The organism is Rhodovarius crocodyli (assembly GCF_004005855.1).
Taxonomy (GTDB): Bacteria; Pseudomonadota; Alphaproteobacteria; order Acetobacterales; family Acetobacteraceae; genus Rhodovarius; species Rhodovarius crocodyli.
On record NZ_SACL01000003.1, the window covers coordinates 527740 to 550693 of the forward strand.

The following is a 22954-nucleotide window of genomic DNA, read 5'->3' on the forward strand; positions in this document are numbered from 1 at the left end:
CGCGACGCCTGAAGGAGCCGGCCCCGGTAAAGGGCCGGCTCTTTTCATTTCCGGCGGACGATCCAGCCCGAGAAATTGCCGGCCCCCGCATCATAGGAAGGCGCCGAACCGGGTGAGAGCAGGGTGACATGGATGTCGCCGTCAGCCGGGTCATTGACCATGGCCCAGTCCAGCCCGCCGATGTTCACCACCTCATCCACCACCACGAAATGCGCGCCGCCCGCCTTCCAGGTGACATGGACGATGCAGGGCGCGCCCGCCGCCACGGCGTCCTTGATCGCGGCCGACACGCCGGCCCCGCCCGCCCAGAAGGCCTCCCACTGGCCGCAGCCGAGTTTTTCCAGAACGGCGGGGTGGTTGGAGGCATTGGTGTAGCTGGTGCCGTCATAGACGGTGCCCACCACGTCGCCGTAGATCTTGTAGACCTGCGGCTCCGTCTTGACCGCGTAGTCCAGCACCTTGGTTCCCAGATCCACGCCCAGGAAGCCGCCGATGATGGGCACGACGGAGACGGCGGCCGTGGCCGCCATGCCCGCCGCCATCAGGCCCTTCTTCATCTTCAGGTTGATCATCAGGATGCAGGCGATGCCGCAGGAATTCACCTGTTCCTGCTGATGCACCACATGCGCCGTGTTGTAGGCCGTGAACCGGACGAACCAGTTCTTGATCTTGCCTTCGGCCATTCCGGTCCTCCGTTTGCGCGGAGGCTATTGGGCGCGCGTCCGCGGCAGCAAGAACAAAGCGCCGCATCACGAGGCAGTGACAAATAAAAAGGGGCGGCTCCATTCAGAAGAATGGAACCGCCCCTGATTTCCAGCCTTGGCGGCCACCCGGGCCGCCGGCGGATCAGGCCATTTCGGCTTCCGAACGGCGAGCGTGCTTCTTGCGCTCATGCGGGTCGAGGTAGCGCTTGCGGATACGCACGGCAGAGGGGGTGACCTCCACCAGCTCGTCTTCCTCGATGTAGGCGATGGCCTGTTCCAGGCTCATCTTGCGGGGCGGAACCAGCAGCAGCGCCTCATCCTTGCCGGCGGCGCGGATGTTGGTCAGCTTCTTTTCCTTGATCGGGTTCACGTCGAGGTCGTTCTCGCGCGAATGCTCGCCGAGGATCATGCCCTCATAGACCTTCACGCCCGGCTCCACGAACAGCTGGCCGCGCTCCTGCAGGTAGAACAGCGCGTACTGGATCGCCTCGCCGTCGGCGTTGGAGATCAGGCTGCCCTTGATGCGGCCCTCGATCGGGCCGGCCCAGGGCTGATAGCCGAGGAACAGGCGGTTCATCATGCCCGTGCCGCGCGTGTCGGTCAGGAACTCGCCGTGGTAGCCGATCAGGCCGCGCGACGGGATGTGGAAGGTCAGACGCACCTTGCCGCCGCCCGAGGGACGCATGTCCTGCATCATGCCCTTGCGGCGGGCCATCTTCTCCACGACGACGCCCGAGAATTCCTCGTCCACGTCGACCAGGGCTTCCTCGAACGGCTCCTCGCGCTCACCCGTCTCCTCATTGGTGCGGGTCAGCACGCGGGGGCGGCCGATGGTCAGCTCGAAGCCCTCACGGCGCATCGTCTCGATCAGCACGCCCAGCTGCAGTTCGCCGCGGCCGGCGACCTCGAAGGCGTCCACTTCCGTCGACACGGTCACCTTGATGGCGACGTTGCCTTCGGTTTCCTTGAACAGGCGGTCGCGGATCTGGCGCGACGTGACCTTCTTGCCCTCGCGGCCGCCCAGGGGGCCGTCATTGATGCGGAAGGTCATGGACAGCGTCGGCGGGTCGACCGGAATGGCTTCCAGCGGCGCGGACACTTCGGGCGAGCAGATGGTGTCGGGGATGGTGGCTTCCGACAGGCCGGCGATGGCGATGATGTCGCCCGCCTGCACTTCGTCGACCGGCACGCGGTCCAGGCCCGAGAAGGTCATCAGCTTGGTCAGGCGGCCCACTTCCACCTGGCTGCCGTCCTGGCGCAGCACCTTCACCGGCATGTTGAGCTTGGCGGTGCCCTGCTCCACGCGGCCGGTCAGGATGCGGCCGAGGAAGTTGTCGGCCTCGAGGATGGTCGCGTTCATCGCGAAGGGCGCGTCCACATCCACATTCGGCGGCGGCACATGCGACAGGATGAGGTCGAACATCGGGGAGAGGTCCTTGCGGGGCCCCTCCATCTCAAGGTCGGCCCAGCCCTGGCGGCCCGAGGCGAACATGGTGTGGAAGTCCAGCTGCTCGTCGGTGGCGCCCAGCGCGGCGAACAGGTCGAACACCTCGTTGTGCACCTCGTCCGCGCGGGCGTCCTGGCGGTCCACCTTGTTGATGACCACGATGGGCTTCAGGCCGCGGGCCAGCGCCTTGGTCAGCACGAACTTGGTCTGGGGCAGGGGGCCTTCGGCGGCGTCGCACAGCACGATCGCGCCATCCACCATGGACAGGATGCGCTCCACCTCGCCGCCGAAGTCGGCGTGGCCCGGGGTGTCGACGATGTTGATCTTGACGCCCTTCCACTCGACGGCGGTGGACTTGGCGAGAATGGTGATGCCGCGCTCACGCTCCAGGTCGTTGCGGTCCATGGCGCGCTCGGCGACAGCCTGGTTCGGGCGGAAGGCGCCGGCCTGCTTCAGAAGGTTGTCGACGAGGGTGGTCTTGCCATGGTCGACGTGCGCGATGATCGCCACGTTGCGGATGTTCTGCTGGGCGCTCATCGCGCGGCTCCTTATTTCTCTCGGCAGTGCCACCCAGGGCGCGCCAGCGGGCCCCGAAAGGGCCACTGCCAAGGCATGAGGGCGGATGTCAGGCGGCCCGTAGCCGCCTTCGCTGCGCCGCCACATAGTGAATCATGAAGGCGATGGCCAGGGGTAATCGGCATGACAAGCGCATGGCACCCCCGCGATGGATGCGGCCGATGGCCCTCATCGAGAAATCCTGATCGCAACCCCGGGCTGTTTCGCGCTTTGGTATCGCAGCCAGTTCAGGAGATCAGCCGATGTCCCACCGCTCCCGCGCCGCTGCCCGCGCCGCCGCCCCCGCCCTGCTGCCGGCCGCCGTCCTTGGTGGCGGCCTTCTGCTCAGCCTGGTTATGGTTCTGCACGCGCTGACCATGTACTGACCTCAGCCCCGATAGGGGCCGAGCTGTTCCAGGGCGCTGTCGCGCACGTCCAGCCACCATCCATGCTGGGTCGGCCAGCGCCTCTGGTCGTGCCGGGTGCCGGTCAGCGCCGCCAGGGCGTGCAGCGGCCAGTTCGGATTCTCCAGCGCCTCCCGCCCGATCGCCACCAGATCCGCCTTGCCCTCGGCCAGCACCGCCTCGGCCTGATGGGCGTCCACGATCAGCCCCACCGCCATCGTGGCCATCCCTGTCTCGCGGCGGATGCGCTCGGCGAAGGGCACCTGGAAGCCGTAGCTGCGCCGGACGCGCGCTGCCGTGGATGACCCGGTGATACCGCCGGACGAGCAATCCAGCACATCGATTCCCGCGGCCTTCAGCGCGGCGGCGAAGGCGACGCTCTCCTCCTCCGGCCTTCCGCCATCCGCGCCGTCCACCACCGACAGGCGGTAGAATACCGGCTTATGCGCGGGGAAAGCGGCGCGGACGGCCTGTGCGACCTCCAGCGGGAACCGCATGCGTCCCTCGGCCGTGCCACCATAGCCGTCATTGCGATGGTTGGTCAGCGGCGACAGGAAACTGTGCAGCAGATAGCCGTGGGCGCCATGCACCTCCACGATGTCGAAGCCCGCCGCGTCCGCGCGCCGGGCCGCCTCGGCGAAGGCCTCGCGCAGCCGGGCCAGCCCCGCGTCATCCAGGGCGGCCGGCATCAGGTGGCCCTCACCCTGGGGAATGGCGCTGGGGGCGACGATCGCCCAGGGGGTGTCGCCGCGCGCGAAGTCCGACTCGTTCAGCGGGCCGTTGCCGTTCCAGGGCCGCTGCATGGAGGCCTTGCGCCCCGCATGCCCGAGCTGGATGGCCGGCACGCAGCCCTGGCTGCGCAGGAAGGCCGCGATGGGCGCCAGGCTTGCCGCATGCTCGTCCGACCAGATGCCGATGTCGCCATGAGTGATGCGGCCCTCGGGCGAGACGGCCGTGGCCTCCAGGATGACCGCGCCGGCCCCGCCCACGGCGAAGCGCCCGTACTGCACCATATGCCAGGCCCCGGCGAAGCCGTCGGTGGCGGAATACTGGCACATGGGCGGGATGACGATGCGGTTGGGCAGGGTGATGCCCCGGATCTTCAGAGGCTCGAACAACAGGGTCATGGCGTGTCCTTCCTTTCATGGGGTGGCTTGCGCCTTGGGTGGCGGCCCAGATACTGGGGCGATGGTGCCCTTTTCCCCGCGCGGCGTAATGGCCGGCATTGCGCTGCAGCTTTCGGCGCTGGTGCTGTTCGTCTGCATGGACACCACCTTCAAGCTGATGACCGTCCATATTCCGGTGCCGCAGCTGGCCTGGGCGCGTTTCGTGGGCGCTGCCGTCTCGGTGTGGCTGTTCTTCCTGGTGGTCACCAGGGGGCAGCTGCCCTGGCGGTCCCGCGCGCCGGGGATGCAGGCGGTGCGCAGCCTGCTGCTGGGCTGCTGCACGCTGTTCTTCGTCTCGGCGCTGTATTTCCTGCCCTTGGCGGACGCCACGGCCGTGAACTTCGCGGCGCCCCTGCTGACGGTGGCCGCCGCCGCCCTTTTCCTGGGCGAGAAGGTGATTCCGCGGCGTTGGGTGGGCGTGGGAATCGGCCTGGCGGGGGTGATGCTGGCCATCCGCCCGCCCTTCATCACCGGCGAGGCCGCGCTGCACCCCGCCTATCTGCTGCCGCTGGGCTGTGCCGCCACATTCGCGGCCTATGCCATCCTGACGCGCAAGCTCGCGGCGCTGGACGACCCGCGCACCACCATCCTGCACACGGGACTCGCCGTGTCGGTGCTGTTCAGCCTGTTCATGCCCTTCGTCTGGGTTCAGCCCAGCGCGTGGCAGTGGATGGCGCTTGCATGTCTGGGCATATTGGGCGGGGTCAGCCACGGCATCATGGTCATGGCCTATACGAGGGCGCCCGCCAGCGTGCTGGCGCCGCTTTCCTATACGCAACTGATTTGGGCCGGTATTTCCAGCTGGCTGGTGTTCGATGACCTGCCCGACCGCTGGACGCTGATCGGCGCGGCCGTGATCCTGGGCGGCGGATTGATGACGGTGTGGCCCGCGCGCGCGGCTCTGCAACCACGTGCAACCAATTCAAAAATGACTGGTTGATTACTCAGGCTGGACATGGCGCCCCCCCGGCGCTAACGCTCGGCTCTCGCCTGCCCACAGGGAACCACGGCCATTTCATCGCTCAATCTCTCCCGCGAAGACCGGGACCACCCGCGCGCCGCGCTCGACGCGGCCTCTGTCCGCGATGCGTATCGCCGCTGGGCGGGCATCTACGACGTGGTGTTCGGTGGCATTTCCGGCATGGGCCGGCGCCGCGCGGTCGAGGTGGTGAACATGCTGCCCGGCACCAAGGTGCTGGAAGTGGGCGTGGGCACGGGCCTTGCCCTGCCGCTCTACCGCCGCAACCTGGAAGTGGTGGGCATCGACCTGTCCCGCGACATGCTCAAGAAGGCGCATGAGCGCGTGGAGAGCGAGAAGCTCGACCATGTGAACGGCCTGCTGGAGATGGACGCCGAGAACATGGCCTTCGCCTCCGACAGCTTCGACGTGGCGGCGGCGATGTTCGTGGCCTCCGTCGTGCCGGACGCCAAGAAGCTGTTCGCCGAGATGTCCCGCGTCGTGCGGCCCGGCGGCCATCTGCTGTTCGTGAACCACTTCGCGGCCGAGGGCGGCTTCCGCTGGTGGCTGGAGCGCACGATGGCGCCGCTGTCGCGCACCCTGGGCTGGCACCCGGACTTCATGGTGACGGACCTGCTGGACCCGAGCGTGACCCGCGTGGAAGCCCGCGAGGCCTGCCCGCCCTTCGGCCTGTTCACCCTCGTCAGGGTGCGCAACGGCGGCTGAGGCCGCACGAGGCCGCACGAGGCCGCGACTCGGCGCTTTACGCCGGACGCGGGAGCGGCAATCTTCGGTTACATGCCCATTCCCGCGCGGATTCCCGAAGATCAGGTCGTCGAGTTGGCGGAGATGTTCCGCCTGATGAGTGACCCGACCCGACTCAAGATCATTCTTGCCTGCCTGGACGCCCCCGCGGCGGTGGGGGAAATGGCCGACCGGCTGGGGATTTCCGGCAGCCTGGTGTCGCATCACCTGCGCCTGCTGCGCGCCGCGCGCCTGCTGCAGGCCGACCGGCGCGGCCGCCAGGTCTTCTATGTGGTGGGGGATCCGCATATCCGCTCCATGCTGGCGGATATGGTGGACCATGTGGCCGAGGGCGACGTGGAGCTGGAAGCTTAGTCCCGCCTGCCTGTTAAGAGCGTCCAGTTACAGCGCGGTGCCTTGTCCGGCAGTCTCGCTGATACTATGGTCCGCCCGAAGGGCCGCATCCTTGATGTGGGTCACTTCGTTCGCGTTTTTTGTGGGGACGGTGGCGTATGCGAAGCGTGATGCGCGGATTGTTTGTCGGAATGATGGCGCTGACCGCGCTGCTGGTATCGGGAGCGGCGTTCGCGAGCGAAACCACCCTGGGCGCGCCGGTGCCGTGGGGCATGGGCCTGCAGGCCGCCGGTGGCGTCATCAAGGAACGCATCCACGATTTCAACACGCTGGTCTTCTGGATCATCGTGGTGATCACGATCTTCGTCGGCGTGCTGCTGGCCTGGGTCGTGTTCCGCTACAATGCCAAGTCCAACCCGGTGCCCAGCACCACCAGCCACCACACGGGCCTGGAAATCGCCTGGACGCTGATCCCGGTGCTGATCCTGATCGTGATCGCCATCCCCTCCTTCCGGCTGGTGTATTTCGAGGACCGCACGCATGAGGCTGACCTGACCATCCAGGTGCAGGGCCGCCAGTGGTACTGGAACTACGCCTTCCCGGATAACGGCGGCTTCAACTACGACAGCCGCCCGGTCGACACCGCCGACCTGCGCGACGGCCAGCTGCGCAACCTGACCGTGGACGAGCCCCTGGTGATCCCGGCCGGCGCCAATGTCCGCGTCATCACCCAGGGCGTGGACGTCATCCACTCCTTCTTCGTGCCCTCGCTGGGCGTGCAGCGCTACACCATCCCGGGCCGCACGATCGAGACCTGGTTCCGCGCCGACCGCCCGGGCACCTATTACGGCCAGTGCAACCAGATCTGCGGTGTGAACCACTGGTTCATGCCCATCGAGGTCCGCGCCGTCCCGCGTGAGGAATTCGACCGCTGGGTCGCCAGCGCCCGCCAGCGCTTTGCCGACACCATGCCCGCGCAGGGTTCCGCCGTGGCTGCCGCGCCGGCGGCTGCCCCGGCTGCCGCCGAGGGCGGCGCCCTCACCATCGCCGAAGTTCGATAAGACAAAAGGGGCAAGGGAACATGGCCGACGCCGCCCACGCTGACCATCACGATCATACGCCAGGGTTCTTCTCGCGCTGGTTCCTCAGCACGAACCACAAGGACATCGGCACCCTCTACATCATCTTCGCGCTGATCTCGGCGCTGGTGGGCATCGGCCTGTCGCTGCTGATGCGCCTCGAGCTCGCGCATCCCGGCATGCAGTATTTCGCCGACGGCCAGATGTGGAACGTGGCCGTCACCGCCCATGGCGTGGTGATGGTGTTCTATGTGGTCATGCCCGCCCTGATCGGCGGCTTCGGCAACTGGTTCGTGCCGATCATGATCGGCGCGCCGGACATGGCCTTCCCGCGCCTGAACAACATCAGCTTCTGGCTGATGGTGCCGGCCCTGGCCCTGACGGTGGCCAGCCTGTTCGTCGGCGGCGCCGGCACGGGCTGGACGCTGTATCCGCCCCTGTCCGACATCCAGTATCAGCCGAGCGCCGGCGTCGACATGGCGCTGTTCGGCCTGCACCTCGCGGGTGCCAGCTCGATCCTGGGTGCGGCCAACTTCATCACCACCATCTTCAACATGCGCGCCCCGGGCATGACGCTGCACAAGATGCCGCTGTTCGTGTGGTCCATGCTGGTCACGGCCTTCCTGCTGCTGCTGTCGGTGCCGGTGCTGGGTGGTGCGATCACCATGCTGATCACGGACCGCAACTTCGGCACGGCCTTCTTCAAGCCGGCCGGCGGCGGTGACCCGGTGCTGTTCCAGCACCTGTTCTGGTTCTTCGGCCACCCCGAAGTGTACATCATGATCCTGCCGGCCTTCGGCATCGTGTCGCACGTGATCTCGACCTTCAGCCGCAAGCCGGTGTTCGGCTACCTGGGCATGGCCTACGCCATGGTCGCGATCGGCGTGGTCGGCTTCATCGTGTGGGCGCACCACATGTACCAGTCGGGCATCAGCGTCGACACGCGCGCCTACTTCATGTTCGCCACCATGGTCATCGCGGTGCCGACGGGCGTGAAGATCTTCTCCTGGATCGCCACCATGTGGGGCGGGTCCATGAAGTTCGACACGCCGATGCTGTTCGCGATCGGCTTCATCTTCCTGTTCACCGTGGGCGGTGTCACGGGCGTGGTGCTGGCCAATGCCTCCATCACCCAGATCTTGCACAACACCTATTACGTGGTGGCGCACTTCCACTACGTGCTGTCGCTGGGCGCCGTGTTCGGCATCTACTGCGGCATCTACTACTGGCTGGGCAAGATGAGCGGCTACCAGTACCCGGAGACGCTCGGGAAGATCCATTTCTGGCTGACCTTCGTCGGCGTGAACCTGACCTTCTTCCCCATGCACTTCCTGGGCAACCAGGGCATGCCGCGCCGCTATCCGGACTATGCCGATGCGCATGCGGGCTGGAACCTGGTGGCGTCCGTGGGCAGCTACATCTCGGTGTTCAGCTTCGTGTTCTTCTTCTACGTGATCTTCGTGACCTTCACGAAGCGCCAGAAGGCCGCGGCCAACCCCTGGGGTGAAGGTGCGACGACGCTGGAGTGGCAGGTGTCCTCTCCCCCGCCGTTCCACACCTTCGAAGAGCTGCCCCGTATCCGCTAAGGGCCTGAGATGAGCGACATGGCCATCATCGACCAGGCGAGGGGGGCTCCGGCCCCCCTCGACCTTTCTCCGGGATCGGAGGTGCGGGACTGGTTCACGCTGCTGAAGCCGCGTGTCCTCAGCCTCGTGGTCTATTCGGGCGTGGCCGGGCTGCTGGTGGCGCCCGGGCATCTGCACCCCGTGCTGGCCGTGACCGCCATTCTCTGCATCGCGCTGGCGGCGGGTGCCGCCGGTGCCATCAACATGTGGTACGACCGCGACATCGACGCGGTGATGCGCCGCACGGCGAACCGCCCCATCCCGGCGGGGCGGATCGAGCCCGGCTCGGCGCTCGCCTATGGCGTGGCGCTGTCGCTGTTCTCCGTCGTCGTCATGGGGCTGGCCACCAACTGGCTGGCCGCCGGCGTGCTGACCGGCTCCATCCTGTTCTACACCGTGATCTACACGGCCTGGCTGAAGCGCCGCACGCCGCAGAACATCGTCATCGGCGGTGCCGCCGGCGCCTTCCCGCCGCTGATCGGCTGGGTGGCCGTGACCGGCTCCATAACGCTTGAGCCGCTGATCCTGTTCGCCATCATCTTCTTCTGGACGCCGCCGCATTTCTGGTCGCTGAGCCTGTGGGCCCATGCCGACTACGCCCGTGCCGGCGTGCCCATGCTGCCCGTCGTGGCCGGCCCGCGTGAAACGCGCCGCCAGATCGTGCTGTATACGGTGCTGCTGCTGCCGCTGGCCCCGCTGCCCTGGTTCCTGGGCATGACGAGCGCGGTGTACGGCGTGACGGCGCTGGCCCTCGGCCTATGGTTCCTGAAGCATGCGGTGGCCGTGCTGCGCGACGCGCAGGACGAAAAGGGCGCGACCCTGAACAACGACGCCGCGGCCCGCGCTTGCTTCAAATACTCGATTTCCTACCTGTTCGTGCTGTTCGGCGTGCTCGTTCTGGACCATCTGGTGTTCTCATGAACGCAAACGTCCCCGATCAGGAATTCCTCCGTCGCCGCCGGCAGCGCAACTGGGCCATCTTCGTGGCGCTGCTGCTGCTGGTGGTGCTGTTCTATTTCGTCTCCATCGCCCGGATGGGGCGCGTCTGATGACGCCCGCCGAGGATCTCCGCCGCCGCAATCGCCGCACCATGCTGGCTGCGCTGGGGTTCGGCGGCACGATGCTCGGCGTCGCCTTTGCGGCCGTGCCGCTCTACAACCTGTTCTGCCGCGTCACCGGCTTCAACGGCACTCCGATGCTGGGCTCCGCCGCGCCGGGCGCCACCAATGGCCCGGGCCTGACCATCCGATTCGTGGCCGGCACGCACCCCGACCTGCCCTGGCAGTTCCGCCCGGAGCAGGTGAGCATGCGCCTGCAGCCCGGCGAGGAGGGCGTGGCCTTCTATGAGGCCCGCAACGACGGCCGCGTGCCCGTCACCGGCATCTCCACCTACAACGTGACGCCCGAGGTGGTGGGCCGCTACTTCCACAAGACCGCCTGCTTCTGCTTCACCGAGCAGACGCTGAACCCGGGCCAGGACGCGCAGATGCCGCTGTCCTTCTGGGTGGACCCGGCGATGTTCCAGGACCCGGAGACGCGGGATATCCGCACCATCACCGTGTCCTACACCTTCTTCCGCAGCCTAGACGACGCGGCGCGCAGTGGGGCGCTCGCGAATGCCGGGCCGCATGTCGGGCCGGCGCCGGAAGGCATCACCGCAGGGGTTCGGCCGCGTGCCGTACCGTAGTTTCAACACTCTTGATTCCGGCCGCGTTTCTTCGGACAACGGCACGGAAGTTCTCCAGGGGACCCAGGAACGAGCATGGCCAGCACTGTGAACACCGCACCAGGGAGCGAGCCGGCGCCCCTGCACAAGCACCCGTACCACCTGGTGGATCCCTCCCCCTGGCCCATGCTGGCCAGCTTCGGTGCGGGCACCATGCTGCTCGGCATCATCATGTTCGCGCATTACAACGTGCATTGGGTGCTGGGTGTCGGCCTGCTGGCCACCATCATCGTGGCCGCCCTGTGGTGGCGCGACGTGATCCGGGAATCCCGCACCCCGGGCATGCACACCCCCATCGTGCAGATCGGCATGCGCTACGGCATGACGCTGTTCATCGCCTCCGAGGTGATGTTCTTCGTCGCCTTCTTCTGGGCCTATTTCCACTTCGCCCTGTATCCGGGCCATGTGCTGGGCACCGCGACCCCGTCCTGGCCGCCCGCGGGCATCAAGACCTTCGACCCGTTCAACCTGCCGCTGTTCAACACGCTGCTGCTGCTGCTGTCGGGCTGCACGGTCACCTGGGCCCATTGGGGCGTGCTGCACAACGACCGCAAGGCCACCATCCAGGGCTTGGCCATCACGGTGGCGCTCGGCCTGCTGTTCAGCTGCGTGCAGGCCTATGAGTATTCGCTGGCGCCCTTCGCCTTCAACGGCGGCGGCATCTACTCCTCCACCTTCTTCCTGGCCACCGGCTTCCATGGCTTCCATGTGATCGTCGGCACCATCTTCCTGGCGGTGTGCCTGGTGCGCGCCATCAAGGGCCACTTCACGCCGGAGCGTCACTTCGGCTTCGAGGCGGCCGCCTGGTACTGGCACTTCGTCGACGTGGTGTGGCTGTTCCTGTTCGTGTCGATCTACATCTTCGGCGCGGGCGAGATCGCGCATCACTGAGATGTCCTCTCCGGAAGACAGGAAAGGGGGGCCGCAAGCCCCCCTTTTGCATTGGGGCCGCATCATCCTGCCCAGCTTCGCCGCCCTGCCCATGCTGGCGGTGCTGCTGGGGCTCGGCATCTGGCAGATGCAGCGGCTGGCATGGAAGGAAGGCATCCTGGCCCAGCTGGCCGCCGCCCAGGCGGCACCTGCCGCCCCGGCCGGCACCACCGCGGAGCCCTTCACCCACATCGCCGCCACCGGCCGCTTCCGGCATGATCTGGAGATTCTGCTGGGTGCCGAGGTGCGCGGCACCGTGCTGGGCGCCGACCTGGTCACGGTGCTGGAGCGCGACGGCCTGCCGCCGCTGCTGGTCGATCGCGGCTGGGTGCCGCAGACGCTGGAGGGCGTGGAGCGCCCGCAGGGCACCGTCACCGTCACCGGCTGGTCGCGCCCCTCAGAGCGTCCGGGCATGCTCTCGGCCACCGACAGCCCGGCGCAGCGGCGCTTCTTCAACTTCGACATCCCGGCCATGGGGGGCGCGCTGGGCGTGCAGCCCGCGCCCTATGGGCTGGTGGTGGTGGGGCAGGGGGCGGCGCGCCCGCGCGGTGTGCTGGGCGCCGGCCCGGCCGCCCATCAGGGTGCCGTGCCTGACCCCGCGCGCGGCTTTCCGCAGCCGGACAACCCGCATCTGGGCTACGCCATCACCTGGTTCAGCCTGGCCTTCATCTGGTGCGTGGTGTTCGGCGTGTGGTGTTGGAAGCGCGTGCGCGCCCCCTGATGGTTCAACGGCCTGCCCCCTGCTAAGAACCCGGGCATGAACGCCGCCTATACCCGCCTGAAAACCCGCTTCGGCCGCATCGCCGCCCTTGGTGAGGCCGGCGCCATGCTGGGTTGGGATGCCTCCGCCATGATGCCCGCCGGCGGTGGCGAGGCGCGCGGTGAGCAACTCGCCACCCTGGCCGGCCTCGGCCATGAGCTGCTGACCGCGCCGCAGGTCGCCGACGATCTGGCCGCTGCGGAGGCCACCGGCGACTGGGATGCCGCCAACCTCGACCTGATGCGCCGCGCGCATATCCGCGCCACCGCCCTGCCGACCGAGCTGGTCGAGGCCAGCACCCGTGCCAACTCCGCCTGCGAGAAGATCTGGCGCGAGGCCCGCCGCACCAGCGATTTCGCCCTCGTCCGCCCGGCGCTGACCGAGGTGGTGCGCCTGCAGCGCGAGACCGCCGTCGCCCTCTCCCCCGCGCTCGGCCTGTCGCCCTATGACGCGCTGATGGACAGCTTCCAGCGCGGCGTCACCGCCGCCGAGGTCGAGCCCATCTTCGCGGCCTATGAGGCCTTCCTGGCCACCGCCCTGCCGCGTGCCGAGGAAATCCAGGCCCGGCGCGGCGCGGCCATCCCGCTCACCGGTCCCTTCCCGGTGCCCGCCCAGCGTGACCTCGCCCGCCGCCTGTCCATCCGCATGGGGCTGGAGGCGGATCATTCCCGCCTGGACGAGTCGCTGCACCCGTTCTGCGGCGGCACCCCCACGGATGTGCGCATCACCACGCGCTATCGCGAGGACGATGTCGCCCAGGCGCTGCTGGGCGTGCTGCATGAGACGGGCCATGCGCTGTATGAGCGCGGCCTGCCGGAAGCCTTCGCCCGCCAGCCCGTGGGTGAGGCTGCCGGCATGGCGGCGCATGAGAGCCAGTCCCTCATCATCGAGATGCAGACCTGCCGCTCCGACGCCTATCTGGCCTTCCTGGGCCGGGAGCTGCGGGCGGTGTTCGGCGGCGATGCCGCGCCCTATGCCGCCGACAACCTGGCCAGGCTGTGGCGCCATGTCGGGCGCGGCTTCATCCGCGTCGATGCCGACGAGATCACCTACCCCGCCCACATCATCCTGCGTTTCCGCATGGAGCGCGCGCTGATCGCGGGCGACCTGGCCGTGGCCGACATCCCCGGCGCCTGGAATGAGGGGATGCAGAAGCTGCTGGGCATCACGCCCCCGGACGACGCGCGCGGCTGCCTGCAGGACATCCACTGGCATGACGGCGCCTTCGGCTATTTCCCCAGCTACACGCTGGGTGCGATGGCCGCCGCCCAGCTGATGCGCGCCGCCCGTGCCGCTATCACGGAGCTGGACGCGCAGCTCGCGCAGGGCGATGCCTCGGCGCTGCTCGGCTGGCTGCGCAGCCATGTGCATGGCCAGGGCAGCCGCCTCGGCTTCCAGGACCTGTTGCGCGCCGCCACCGGCAAGCCGCTCGACCCCGCCGATTTCCAGGCCCACCTCACCGCTCGCTACTTGGACTGACCCCGATGCGCTACGTTTCCACTCGCGGCCAGGCCGCCCCCCGTGACTTCGAAGGCGTGCTGCTGGCCGGCCTCGCCGAGGATGGCGGGCTGTTCATGCCCGAGACCTGGCCGCAGCTCAGCGCCGCCGACTTGGCCGCGCTGCGCGGCATGCCCTATGCCGATCTGGCCGCGCATGTGATCGGCCTGTTCACCGGCGGCACCATCGCCCAGGCCGACCTGCTGGCCATGTGCCGTGACGCCTATGGCCGCTTCGACCACAAGGCCGTGGTGCCGATGGTGCAGCTCGACAACCGCGTGTTCGCGCTGGAGCTGTTCCACGGCCCGACGCTCGCCTTCAAGGACATGGCCTTGCAGCTGCTGGGCCGGCTGTTCGACCATGTGCTGGCGAAGCGCGGCCAGCGCATCACCATCGTCGGCGCCACCAGCGGCGACACCGGCAGCGCCGCCATCGAGGCCTGCCGCGACCGCGCCGCCGTGGATATCGTCATCCTGCACCCCGAGAACCGCACCAGCGAGGTGCAGCGCCGGCAGATGACCACCGTGCTGTCGCCCAACGTGGCGAACATCGCGCTGAAGGGCAGCTTCGACGACTGCCAGGACGCGGTGAAGGCCATGTTCAACGACGCGGCTTTCCGCGGCGAAATGTCCCTGGCCGCCGTGAACAGCATCAACTGGGCGCGCATCGCGGCGCAGATCCCATATTACATCTATGCCGCGCTCCAGCTGGGCGCGCCGGAGCGCAAGGTGGCGTTCTCCGTCCCCAGCGGCAATTTCGGCAATGTGCTGGCGGCCTATGCCGCGCATCGCATGGGCATTCCGGTGGAGCGCTTCATCATCGGCGCCAACCGCAACGACATCCTGGCCCGCTTCCTGGCCAGCAACGACATGTCGATGAAGCCGGTGGAGCCCTCGCTTTCGCCCAGCATGGACATCCAGGTCAGCAGCAATTTCGAGCGCCTGCTGTTCGAGCTGCTGGGCCGCGACGCCGCCGCCACGGCCGACCAGATGAACCGCTTCCGCGCCGAGGGCCGGATGCCGGTGCCCGATGCCGCCTGGCAGAAGGCGCGCGCGCAGTTCGTGGGCTTCACCCTGGACGACGCCGGCACGCTGACCGAAATGCGCCGCCTGCACGCCGAGGCCGCGGGCTATATCGCGGATCCGCACACCGCCGTGGGCACCGCCGCCGCCGCCGCGCATCTGCCGGCGGACCCGGCCGTGCCGGTGATAGTGGCTTCCACGGCCCACCCGGCCAAGTTCCCGGATGCTGTGCGCGAGGCGCTGGGCATCACGCCCCCGCTGCCCGCGCATCTGGCCGACCTGTACGAGCGCGAGGAACGCTTCACCGTGCTGGGGAATGACCTGGAGCAGGTGGAAGGCTTCGTGCGCGCCCAGGCGCGGCGCAACCGCTGACTACCGGCCGCGATAGCTGATCGGTGGGTTCACCAGCCGGTATGGAACCGGCTGGCGGCGCAGCGCCGTCGCCTCCGTCACCACGCCGTCGGCTTCCCGCCGCAGCACGAAGCCATCTGGTGTGACGCAGGCGCGGTGTTGGCGCTCGACTGAACCGACCCGCTCGGTGATGGTGAAGTTGTTGCAGGGCTCGCCCGCCACCTGGGCCATGCCGCCCAGCTCGAAGCGCGCGCTGTCCCAGTTCACCGCCACCCCGCCCAGCCGGTCGCCGGGCTGGACGGGCATGGGTTCCACCCGCTGTTCCCGGTCGAACACGCGCATGGCGCTGCGCTGGCCATAGGAGAGGATGGTCGCCCCATCGGCCGCCTGCCCGTCACGCCCCAGCGCCTCGAACCGCGCGGAGTAGTTGCAGAGGCTGTAATGGGCGCGGAAGCGCTCTCCGGGGCGGCTGGACACCGTGTATTCCATCACCCCCTCATTGATCGGGAATGAGGCGGCGGCGCCCTGCCGGGTTGGCGGCGGTGGCGGCACCAGCGGCTGCTCGGGCCCGCGCGGCTGCCAGTTGACCTGGTTCAGTGGCTGCTGGCCCGGGTTGGGCTGGAATGGCAGCTGGACCTGCCAGGCGCCCGGCCGCGGCGCGCCGTAGGTGCCGCAGGGGCCGTCCATCTGCCGATCGGCGCGCAGGAAGGCTTCGTGCGGCTGACCCATGGCCATGACGATCCCTTCCACACCCATCCACCAGCCGCCGCCGAGCAGAGGGGGAGGGACCACCTCACCCGAGCGCGCTGCCCGGGCACAAGGGAATGCGAGGGTGACCGTGCTGCCGGGCGCGGCGGCCGGGCCGCCGGCGTGGTGGAACACGCGCAGCACCCGTGCCTGAACGGTGCAGGCACCCGTGAGGTTCTGCGGCGGCTGCGGGGCGGTGGTCACTTCGATCAGCGCGTGCAGCTCAGCCGTCTGCATGGTCGGGCCAGGTGGAATGGCGGCCTGTGCCGCTTGGCCGGCCGAAAGGGCAAGCAGAATGGCGTAAGCACGCTTGAGCATCGGCCGTTTCCATCCCGTTTGCATCCGACGCTACCACCGGGGCGCGGAACGCTGCATCCCCTGAACGGGGGTGAGGCATGCGAGCCATGCCACGCCCCCCGCATTGCCGCCTCGCCAACCGGCGCCACATAATGCCCCATGCGCCCGAACCGCCCCATCTACCTGGACCATCACGCCACCACGCCGCTGGACCCGCGCGTGCTGGCCTGTATGCGCCCGTGGTGGGAGGAGAACTTCGCCAACCCCGCCAGTGTCGAGCATGTGATGGGCCGCGCCGTGGGCGAGGCGGTGGAGGAAGCCCGCGCCCATGTGGCCGAGCTGATCGGCGCCGGGCCGATGGAGATCATCTTCACCTCCGGCGCCACGGAATCGAACAACATCGCCATCAAGGGTGCGGCGCGCTTCGCCGGCACCGAGGGGCCGCGCCGCGTCATCACCCTGGCGACCGAGCACAAATGCGTGCTGGAGAGCGTGAAGGAACTGGCGAATGAGGGGTTCGAGCCCGTCATCCTGCCGGTGCGCGCGGATGGGCTGATCGACCTGGACCTGCTGCGGGAGGCGCTGGCCACCCCCACGCTGCTCGTCTCCGTCATGGCCGCGCATAACGAGATCGGGGTGATCCAGCCGCTGGCCGAGATCGGCGCGATGGTGAAGGAGGCGGGTGCCGCCTTCCATGTCGATGCCGCCCAGGCCGCCGGGCGCATCCCCTTCGATGTGGAGGAGATCAGGGCCGATCTCGTCTCGCTCTCGGGCCACAAGATGTATGGGCCGAAGGGCGTGGGCGCGCTGTATGTCCGCAGGCGGCCGCGCATGCGTCTGGCGCCGCTGTTCTCCGGCGGCGGGCAGGAGCGGGGGCTGCGTTCCGGCACGCTGCCCGCCCCCCTGCTGATCGGCATGGGTGAGGCCGCGCGCATCGCGGCCGCCGAGGGGCTGCTGGACAGCGGCCGCATCGCCGGCCAGCGCGATGTGTTCCTGGACGCGCTCTCCGCGCAGGTCCCCGGCCTCAGGGTCAATGGCAGCCGGGAGCACCGGGTCAGCGGTAATCTGAACCTGACCTTCCCCGGCGGCATCGATGCCCAGGCGCTGATGCGCGCCGCCCCGGAAGTGTGCGTTTCCTCGGGCTCGGCCTGCTCTTCCGCCTCCATCGAGCCCAGTTATGTGCTGCGCGCGCTCGGTATCCCGGAGGATGAGGCCCGTGCCACCTTGCGCGTGGGGCTGGGGCGCTTTACGTCGCCCGCCGAGGCCAGCCGTGCCGCCGAAATCCTTGGCGCGGCCTGGGCTCAGCTGATAACCGACCGATCTCAAGCCGCGGAATAGGAAGCCCATGCCAAAGATGGTGTTCATCGAGCGCGACGGAACGCGCAAGGAAGTCGAAGCCCCGCTGGGCCTTTCCGTGCTCGAGATCGCGCATCGCCATGGCATCGACATCGAGGGCGCCTGCGAGGGCAGCCTGGCCTGTGCCACCTGCCATGTGATCGTGGAAGGCGACTGGTTCGCCAAGCTCTCCTCCCCCACCGAGGACGAGGAGGACATGCTGGACCTGGCCTTCGACCTGCAGGAGACCTCGCGCCTGGGCTGCCAGATCGTGATGACGGACGCGCTGGACGGGCTGACCGTCAAGCTGCCCGGCAAGTCGTAATGGCGGGCTGGGAGCAGTTCGGCCGGCCGGGCGGCCTGTACCGCCGCATGCGCGATGCCTGCGCGGCGGATTGGCAGGCCTATACTTGGCACCCCTTCGTGCAGCAGCTCTCTGCCGGCACGCTGCCCCTGAAGTCCTTCCAGAACTACCTGGTGCAGGACTACCTGTTCCTGATCCATTTCGCGCGCGCCAAGGCGCTGGCCATCGTGAAGGGCGAGAGCCTGTCCGCGATGCGCGGCAAGGCCGCCGCCGTGCTCGCGATCCTGGACGAGACCAAGCTGCACCTGAAATATTGCGCCGAATGGGGCCTGGACGAGGCCGCCGTGATGGCGACCCCCGAGAGCATCGAGACGGTCAGCTACACCCGCTGGGTGCTGGACCGCGGCATGCACGGCGACATCCTGGACCTGGAGGTGGCGCTGGCCCCCTGCACGGTGGGCTATGGCGAGGTGGCGCTGCGCATCCTGGCCGACCCGAACCGCAAGGTGGAGGGCAACCCCTACCAGAGCTGGATCGACACCTATTCCAGCGAGAACTACCAGAACCTGGTGCGCATGGCCGCGGACCGGCTGGACAGCCTGGGCGACAGCCATGGCGGCGATTGCCGCTTCGCCACCGTTTCCCGCGATTTCCGTGAGGCGGCCCGGCTGGAGGCCCGGTTCTGGCAGCAGGGGCTCGACGTCGCGTGAAGGTGCTGGTCGCCATGTCGGGGGGCGTCGATTCCTCCGTGGTGGCGGCGATGATGCACGCCCAGGGCCATGAGGTGATCGGCGCCACGCTGCAGCTGTATGACCATGGCGCGGCCATCCACAAGAAGGGCGCCTGCTGCGCCGGGCAGGACATCCATGATGCCCGCCGCGTGGCCGACCACATCGGCATCGCGCATTACGTGCTGGACCGCGAGGAGCGGTTCCGCGAGGCGGTGATCCAGGATTTCGCCGATACCTATGCCCGCGGCGAGACGCCCATCCCCTGCATCCGCTGCAACCAGACGGTGAAGTTCACCGACCTGATCGACCTGGCGGCCGATATGGGCTGCGACGCGCTGGCCACCGGCCATTACGCGCGGCGCGTGGACGGGCCGGGCGGGCCGGAGCTGCACATGGCGGCCGATCCCGCGCGGGACCAGTCCTATTTCCTGGCGCACACCACGGTGGCGCAGCTGTCGCGCACGCTGTTCCCGCTGGGCGGCATGGCCAGCAAGGCGGAGGTGCGGGCGCTGGCCACGCAATACGGCCTGCCGGTGGCCGAGAAGGCCGACAGCCAGGACATCTGCTTCGTGCCGCACGGCAACTATGCCGGCATCGTCGAGAAGTACCGCCCCGATGCGATGGAGCCGGGCGAGATCGTGGACGAGGAAGGCCGCGTGCTGGGCCGGCACCAGGGCATCGCGCGCTACACGGTGGGGCAGGGCAGGGGCCTGGGCATCGCCATCGGCGAGCGGATCTTCGTGACCGCCATCGACGCCGGGCGCCGCCGCATCGTGGTGGGCCCCAAGCCTGCCCGGGCCGGCGAGACCATCACCTCCGCCGAGGTGAACTGGCTGGTGGAGCCGCCCGAGGGCGAGTTCCGCGCCCTGGTGAAGCTGCGCGCGCGAGAGAACCCGCATGCGGCGACGCTCACCGGTGATGCGGGCCAGGTGACGGTGCGCCCGGATGCGGCGAGCGTCTCGGCGCCCGGCCAGTCGGTCGTGGCCTATGACGGCACGCGGGTGCTGTGCGCGGGTGTGATTCGGGGTGGCGCCACGTTGACAGCCGGTGCGGGCCAGCATACACGCACGCCCACCGTGGTGGTGTAGCTCAGCTGGTTAGAGCACGGCACTCATAATGCCGGGGTCGGCGGTTCAAGTCCGCCCACCACTACCAATCTTCCCTCACATGCATGCCTCGGTTCCCTCCGCCTCGTGGCGATCGCCGGCGCGCCGCGTTACGCTGGCGGCACGCGCCATGCTGTACCTCGCCCTCTCCCTCCTTCTGGCACTCACAGCCACCGCCCATGCCGGGGAAGGGCGGCACGGACGGCGCCTGAGCCACGACCGGGCACGGGCGGCCGTCGCGGAGGGGCGCATCCTTCCCCTGGCGGACATCATGGCCCGTCTGCGCCCCGGTCTCGAAGCCCGCGTCATCGAGGTGGAGCTGGAGGAGCATCACGGCGCCCTGGTCTATGAGATGCGCGCCGTGACGCCCGAGGGGCGGCTGCTGGACATCGAGGTGGACGCGGCCACCGGGCGCCTTCTGCGGGGGGGCGAATAATGCGCCTGCTGCTGGCCGAGGACGAACCGCGCATCGCCGAACATGTGGCGCAGGCGCTGCGCGGCGCGGGTTTCCTGGTGGACATCGCGGCCGACGGGGAAACCGCCTGGCTGCTGGGCCGCACCGAGGATTTCGCCCTGGTGGTGCTGGATCTGGGCCTGCCGCAGCTGGACGGGCTCGCGGTGCTGAAGCGGTGGCGCGCCGAGGGGCGGCAGATGCCGGTGCTGGTGCTGAGCGCGCGCGGCGGCTGGATGGAGCGGGTGGACGGCATCGACGCCGGCGCCGACGACTATCTGCCCAAGCCCTTCAGGGTGGAGGAACTTCTGGCCAGGGTGCGTGCCCTGCTGCGGCGGGCGAACGGCATCGGCACCGCCAGCATCGAGGCCGGACGCCTGCTGGTGGACCCGCGCGAGATGCGCGTGCGGCTGGATGGGCAGCCGGTGGCGCTCTCGCCGCTGGAATACCGGCTGGTCGCCTATCTGGCCCATCACCGGGGCCGCATCGTGCCCGCGCCCGAGCTGATCGAGCATCTCTACGGCGACGACGCCGCGCGCGACGCCAATGCGCTGGAGGCGCTGGTGGCCCGGCTGCGGCGGAAGCTGGGGCCCGATACCATCGAGAACCGCCGGGGCTTCGGCTATCTGCTGCCGGCACCGGAGCCGGTGTGACGCTTCCGGCCGGCATGCGCCGCGGTGTCGCCTCGCTGACGCTGCGGCTGGTTCTCGCGGGGCTCGTGGCGGTGGCCGCCGCGCTGCTTGCCGCCTCGCTCGGCCTTTCCCTGTTGTTCGAGCGCCATGCGGAGCGCGGCCTGGCGGCGGAACTCTCGGCGACCGTCGAGAGCATCGTGGGGCAGCTCGAACGCGACGTGGAAGGCGGGCTGATGCTGGTCCGCCCACCCTTCGATCCGCGTTTCGAGCAGCCGTTCTCCGGCCATTACTGGCAGCTGCGCCAGGAGGGCGGGGCGGTGCTGCTGCGCTCGCGTTCGCTGTGGGATGAGGCACTGGAACTGCCGGATGACGTGCTGGCCGATGACCAGCTGCATCTCCATCGCATCGCGGGGCCGGTCGGGCAGCGGCTGCTGGCGGTGGAAAGGCAGGTGCAGCTTCCGGCCCGGCTGGGCGGGCAGCGCCTGCGCGTCGTCGTCGCGCGCGACGCGCGTGAGATTGCGGAGGCAGGCGATGCCTTCGATGCGGATGTGCGCCCCTTCCTGCTGCTGATGGGGTTGTTGCTGCTGGCGGCGGGGGTCGCGCAGCTGGCGGTGGGGCTCGCGCCCCTGCGGCGCGTGCGTGACCGGCTGGCGGCCATCCGCGCCGGCACCGAACGCCGCATGGGGGCGGGCCTGCCTGGTGAGGTGCAGCCCCTGGCGCGGGAGCTGGACGCCCTGCTGGAACGGCGGGAACAGGACATCGCCCGCGCCGGGGCGGAGGCGGCGGACCTCGCGCATGGGCTCAAGACCCCGCTTCAGGTGCTGTTCGGAGAGGTGGAGCGCCGGCGGGCGGCCGGAGACGACGAGACGGCGGCGGCCATCGAGGACGCCGCCGTGACGATGCGCCGCCATGTCGAACAGGCGTTGCGGCGTGCGCGGCACAGCCACGGCATGCCGGCCGTGGAGACGCCGCTGCTGCCGGTGGCTGAGAGCGTGCTGCGGGTGCTGCGGCGCACCCCCCACGGCGCGGCCCTGGATTGGCAGCTCGATATCCCGCCCGAGCTGGCGGCGGCCGTCCCCGGCGATGCCTTCGCCGAGGCGCTGGGTCCGGTAGCCGAGAACGCCGCCCGCTTCGCGCGCCGGCTGGTCCGCGTGGTGGGGCGGCCCGAGGGTGGCTGGGTGGTCGTGACCGTCACCGATGACGGGCCGGGCATTCCGGCCGACAAGACCGCCATCGCCCTGCGCCGCGGCGGGCGGCTGGACGAGGCGCCGGGCCAGGGGCTGGGACTGAGCATCGCCCGCGACATGCTGGAAAGCCACGGCGGCGCGCTGGAGTTTCTCTCCACCGGCCCCGGCGCGATGACGGTCGCGCTCAGGCTGCCGAAACTGACGGGACGCTGACGCCCGCCGCCGGCCGGCCGTCAGGCTGCACCGCCTATACGGGATGGCGAAACAGGAGCCCGCCATGCCGCGCAGCCGCCACGATCTTCTCACCCTCAGCCTGCATTGGCTGACCGCCCTGCTGGTGCCGCTGGCTTACCTGGCCATCCAGGTGACGGAGATGCTGCCGCGCGGCGCCCTGAAGACGCAGGTGTACACGGCGCACCAGACGCTGGGCGTGCTGGTGCTGGCGGTCACGCTGGTCAGGCTGGCCTGGCGCCCCTTCGCGCCCAAGCCCGGCCCGGCGGAGATGCCGGGCGCCATGCGCCAGGCCTCGACGGCGGTGCATGTGCTGCTGTTCCTGGGCCTGCTGGCGGTGCCGCTGCTGGGCATGCTGACGCAATGGCTGCGCGGGCGCGGCGTGGAGATGTTCGGGCTGTTCGCGCTGGCCCCGCCCTTTGCCGCCGACCGCCCGATGGCCCGCAGCATGAAGGAGGCGCATGAGCTGCTGGCCAATGCGCTGATGCTGCTGGCGCTGCTGCACGCCATGGCGGCGCTGTTCCACCACTATGTCATGCGGGACGGGCTGATCCGCCGCATGCTGCCCGGCAGGGACCCCGGCGCGGCCTGAGGGGGGGGCGGCCTGAGGG

The 22954-nt window shown here is 69.1% G+C and carries 25 protein-coding genes and 1 tRNA gene; 22 read left to right on the plus strand and 4 right to left on the minus strand.

Annotation, left to right across the window (positions count from 1 at the left end; genetic code table 11):
• Positions 1-44: 44 nt before the first annotated feature.
• Together EOD42_RS11685 and typA are read right to left on the minus strand one after the other, a co-directional pair.
• Positions 45-683 (minus strand): cysteine peptidase family C39 domain-containing protein, encoded by a 639-nt coding sequence (locus tag EOD42_RS11685; RefSeq protein WP_127787693.1) that lies wholly within the window; start codon positions 681-683, stop codon positions 45-47.
• Positions 684-846: 163 nt separating this feature from the next.
• Complete coding sequence (gene typA / locus EOD42_RS11690) at positions 847-2688, minus strand: translational GTPase TypA (RefSeq protein ID WP_127787694.1); 1842 nt, start codon at positions 2686-2688, stop codon at positions 847-849.
• 281 nt (positions 2689-2969) lie between these two features.
• On the opposite strand from typA, the gene EOD42_RS26510 reads away from it, so the two are divergent.
• Complete coding sequence (locus EOD42_RS26510) at positions 2970-3092, plus strand: hypothetical protein (RefSeq protein WP_276318141.1); 123 nt, start codon at positions 2970-2972, stop codon at positions 3090-3092.
• Between the two features lie 2 nt (positions 3093-3094).
• On the opposite strand, the gene EOD42_RS11695 is transcribed toward EOD42_RS26510, so the two are convergent.
• Positions 3095-4237: an NADH:flavin oxidoreductase/NADH oxidase gene (locus tag EOD42_RS11695; RefSeq protein ID WP_127787695.1), complete on the minus strand. Its 1143-nt coding sequence runs from the start codon at positions 4235-4237 to the stop codon at positions 3095-3097.
• Positions 4238-4298: 61 nt separating this feature from the next.
• Here EOD42_RS11695 and EOD42_RS11700 point away from each other — a divergent pair, with 61 nt between their 5' ends.
• The 12 genes from EOD42_RS11700 to thrC all read left to right on the plus strand — a co-directional run bounded on the left by EOD42_RS11700 (position 4299) and on the right by thrC (position 15343).
• A complete protein-coding gene (locus EOD42_RS11700; RefSeq protein WP_240655127.1) occupies positions 4299-5216 on the plus strand; it encodes a DMT family transporter in 918 nt (305 codons plus the stop codon).
• 72 nt (positions 5217-5288) lie between these two features.
• Positions 5289-5960 carry a class I SAM-dependent methyltransferase gene (locus tag EOD42_RS11705; protein WP_127787696.1) on the plus strand — a complete coding sequence of 224 codons (672 nt, stop codon included), beginning with the start codon at positions 5289-5291 and terminating at the stop codon, positions 5958-5960.
• A gap of 123 nt (positions 5961-6083) precedes the next feature.
• Positions 6084-6353, plus strand: a complete 270-nt coding sequence (locus EOD42_RS11710) for an ArsR/SmtB family transcription factor (protein ID WP_276318148.1) — start codon at positions 6084-6086, stop codon at positions 6351-6353.
• Positions 6354-6523: 170 nt separating this feature from the next.
• Entirely contained in the window at positions 6524-7393 is an 870-nt protein-coding gene (gene coxB / locus EOD42_RS11715) for a cytochrome c oxidase subunit II (RefSeq protein WP_127787698.1), read from the plus strand.
• Positions 7394-7413: 20 nt separating this feature from the next.
• Positions 7414-8997 (plus strand): cytochrome c oxidase subunit I, encoded by a 1584-nt coding sequence (gene ctaD / locus EOD42_RS11720; protein WP_127787699.1) that lies wholly within the window; start codon positions 7414-7416, stop codon positions 8995-8997.
• 9 nt (positions 8998-9006) lie between these two features.
• Positions 9007-9957: a heme o synthase gene (locus tag EOD42_RS11725; RefSeq protein ID WP_127787700.1), complete on the plus strand. Its 951-nt coding sequence runs from the start codon at positions 9007-9009 to the stop codon at positions 9955-9957.
• On the plus strand, positions 9954-10085 hold the full coding sequence (locus tag EOD42_RS26515) for a hypothetical protein (protein WP_276318143.1): 132 nt from the start codon (positions 9954-9956) through the stop codon (positions 10083-10085). The genes EOD42_RS11725 and EOD42_RS26515 overlap by 4 nt, the downstream gene beginning before the upstream one ends.
• Complete coding sequence (locus EOD42_RS11730) at positions 10085-10723, plus strand: cytochrome c oxidase assembly protein (RefSeq protein WP_127787701.1); 639 nt, start codon at positions 10085-10087, stop codon at positions 10721-10723. Before EOD42_RS26515 ends, EOD42_RS11730 begins: the two co-directional genes overlap by 1 nt.
• A 75-nt stretch (positions 10724-10798) precedes the next feature.
• Complete coding sequence (locus tag EOD42_RS11735) at positions 10799-11653, plus strand: cytochrome c oxidase subunit 3 (RefSeq protein WP_127787702.1); 855 nt, start codon at positions 10799-10801, stop codon at positions 11651-11653.
• A gap of 46 nt (positions 11654-11699) precedes the next feature.
• Positions 11700-12413: an SURF1 family protein gene (locus tag EOD42_RS11740; protein WP_240655129.1), complete on the plus strand. Its 714-nt coding sequence runs from the start codon at positions 11700-11702 to the stop codon at positions 12411-12413.
• Between the two features lie 36 nt (positions 12414-12449).
• Entirely contained in the window at positions 12450-13931 is a 1482-nt protein-coding gene (locus EOD42_RS11745) for a carboxypeptidase M32 (RefSeq protein WP_127787704.1), read from the plus strand.
• 5 nt (positions 13932-13936) lie between these two features.
• On the plus strand, positions 13937-15343 hold the full coding sequence (thrC, locus tag EOD42_RS11750) for a threonine synthase (RefSeq protein ID WP_127787705.1): 1407 nt from the start codon (positions 13937-13939) through the stop codon (positions 15341-15343).
• Here the strand turns inward: thrC and EOD42_RS11755 are convergent, their stop codons facing one another.
• Positions 15344-16387 (minus strand): hypothetical protein, encoded by a 1044-nt coding sequence (locus tag EOD42_RS11755; protein ID WP_127787706.1) that lies wholly within the window; start codon positions 16385-16387, stop codon positions 15344-15346.
• A gap of 138 nt (positions 16388-16525) precedes the next feature.
• Between EOD42_RS11755 and EOD42_RS11760 the strand changes: the two genes are divergently transcribed.
• The 9 genes from EOD42_RS11760 (at position 16526) to EOD42_RS11800 (ending at position 22935) form a co-directional block, all read left to right on the plus strand.
• Complete coding sequence (locus EOD42_RS11760) at positions 16526-17704, plus strand: cysteine desulfurase family protein (RefSeq protein ID WP_127787707.1); 1179 nt, start codon at positions 16526-16528, stop codon at positions 17702-17704.
• 7 nt (positions 17705-17711) lie between these two features.
• Entirely contained in the window at positions 17712-18026 is a 315-nt protein-coding gene (locus tag EOD42_RS11765; protein ID WP_127787708.1) for a ferredoxin family 2Fe-2S iron-sulfur cluster binding protein, read from the plus strand.
• Positions 18026-18715, plus strand: coding sequence for a TenA family protein (locus tag EOD42_RS11770; protein WP_127787709.1), 690 nt, complete (start codon positions 18026-18028; stop codon positions 18713-18715). Before EOD42_RS11765 ends, EOD42_RS11770 begins: the two co-directional genes overlap by 1 nt.
• On the plus strand, positions 18712-19824 hold the full coding sequence (mnmA, locus tag EOD42_RS11775) for a tRNA 2-thiouridine(34) synthase MnmA (RefSeq protein WP_127787710.1): 1113 nt from the start codon (positions 18712-18714) through the stop codon (positions 19822-19824). The genes EOD42_RS11770 and mnmA overlap by 4 nt, the downstream gene beginning before the upstream one ends.
• A tRNA-Met gene (locus tag EOD42_RS11780) sits at positions 19815-19891 on the plus strand. The genes mnmA and EOD42_RS11780 overlap by 10 nt, the downstream gene beginning before the upstream one ends.
• 81 nt (positions 19892-19972) lie before the next feature.
• On the plus strand, positions 19973-20278 hold the full coding sequence (locus EOD42_RS11785) for a PepSY domain-containing protein (protein ID WP_164867896.1): 306 nt from the start codon (positions 19973-19975) through the stop codon (positions 20276-20278).
• Positions 20278-20946, plus strand: coding sequence for a response regulator transcription factor (locus tag EOD42_RS11790; RefSeq protein ID WP_127787712.1), 669 nt, complete (start codon positions 20278-20280; stop codon positions 20944-20946). The genes EOD42_RS11785 and EOD42_RS11790 overlap by 1 nt, the downstream gene beginning before the upstream one ends.
• Positions 20943-22325: a sensor histidine kinase gene (locus EOD42_RS11795; RefSeq protein ID WP_127787713.1), complete on the plus strand. Its 1383-nt coding sequence runs from the start codon at positions 20943-20945 to the stop codon at positions 22323-22325. Before EOD42_RS11790 ends, EOD42_RS11795 begins: the two co-directional genes overlap by 4 nt.
• Before the next feature lie 64 nt (positions 22326-22389).
• The gene (locus EOD42_RS11800) at positions 22390-22935 is read left to right on the plus strand and encodes a cytochrome b (protein WP_164867897.1); all 546 of its coding nucleotides are present in this window, start codon (positions 22390-22392) and stop codon (positions 22933-22935) included.
• The last annotated feature ends 19 nt before the right edge of the window (positions 22936-22954 follow it).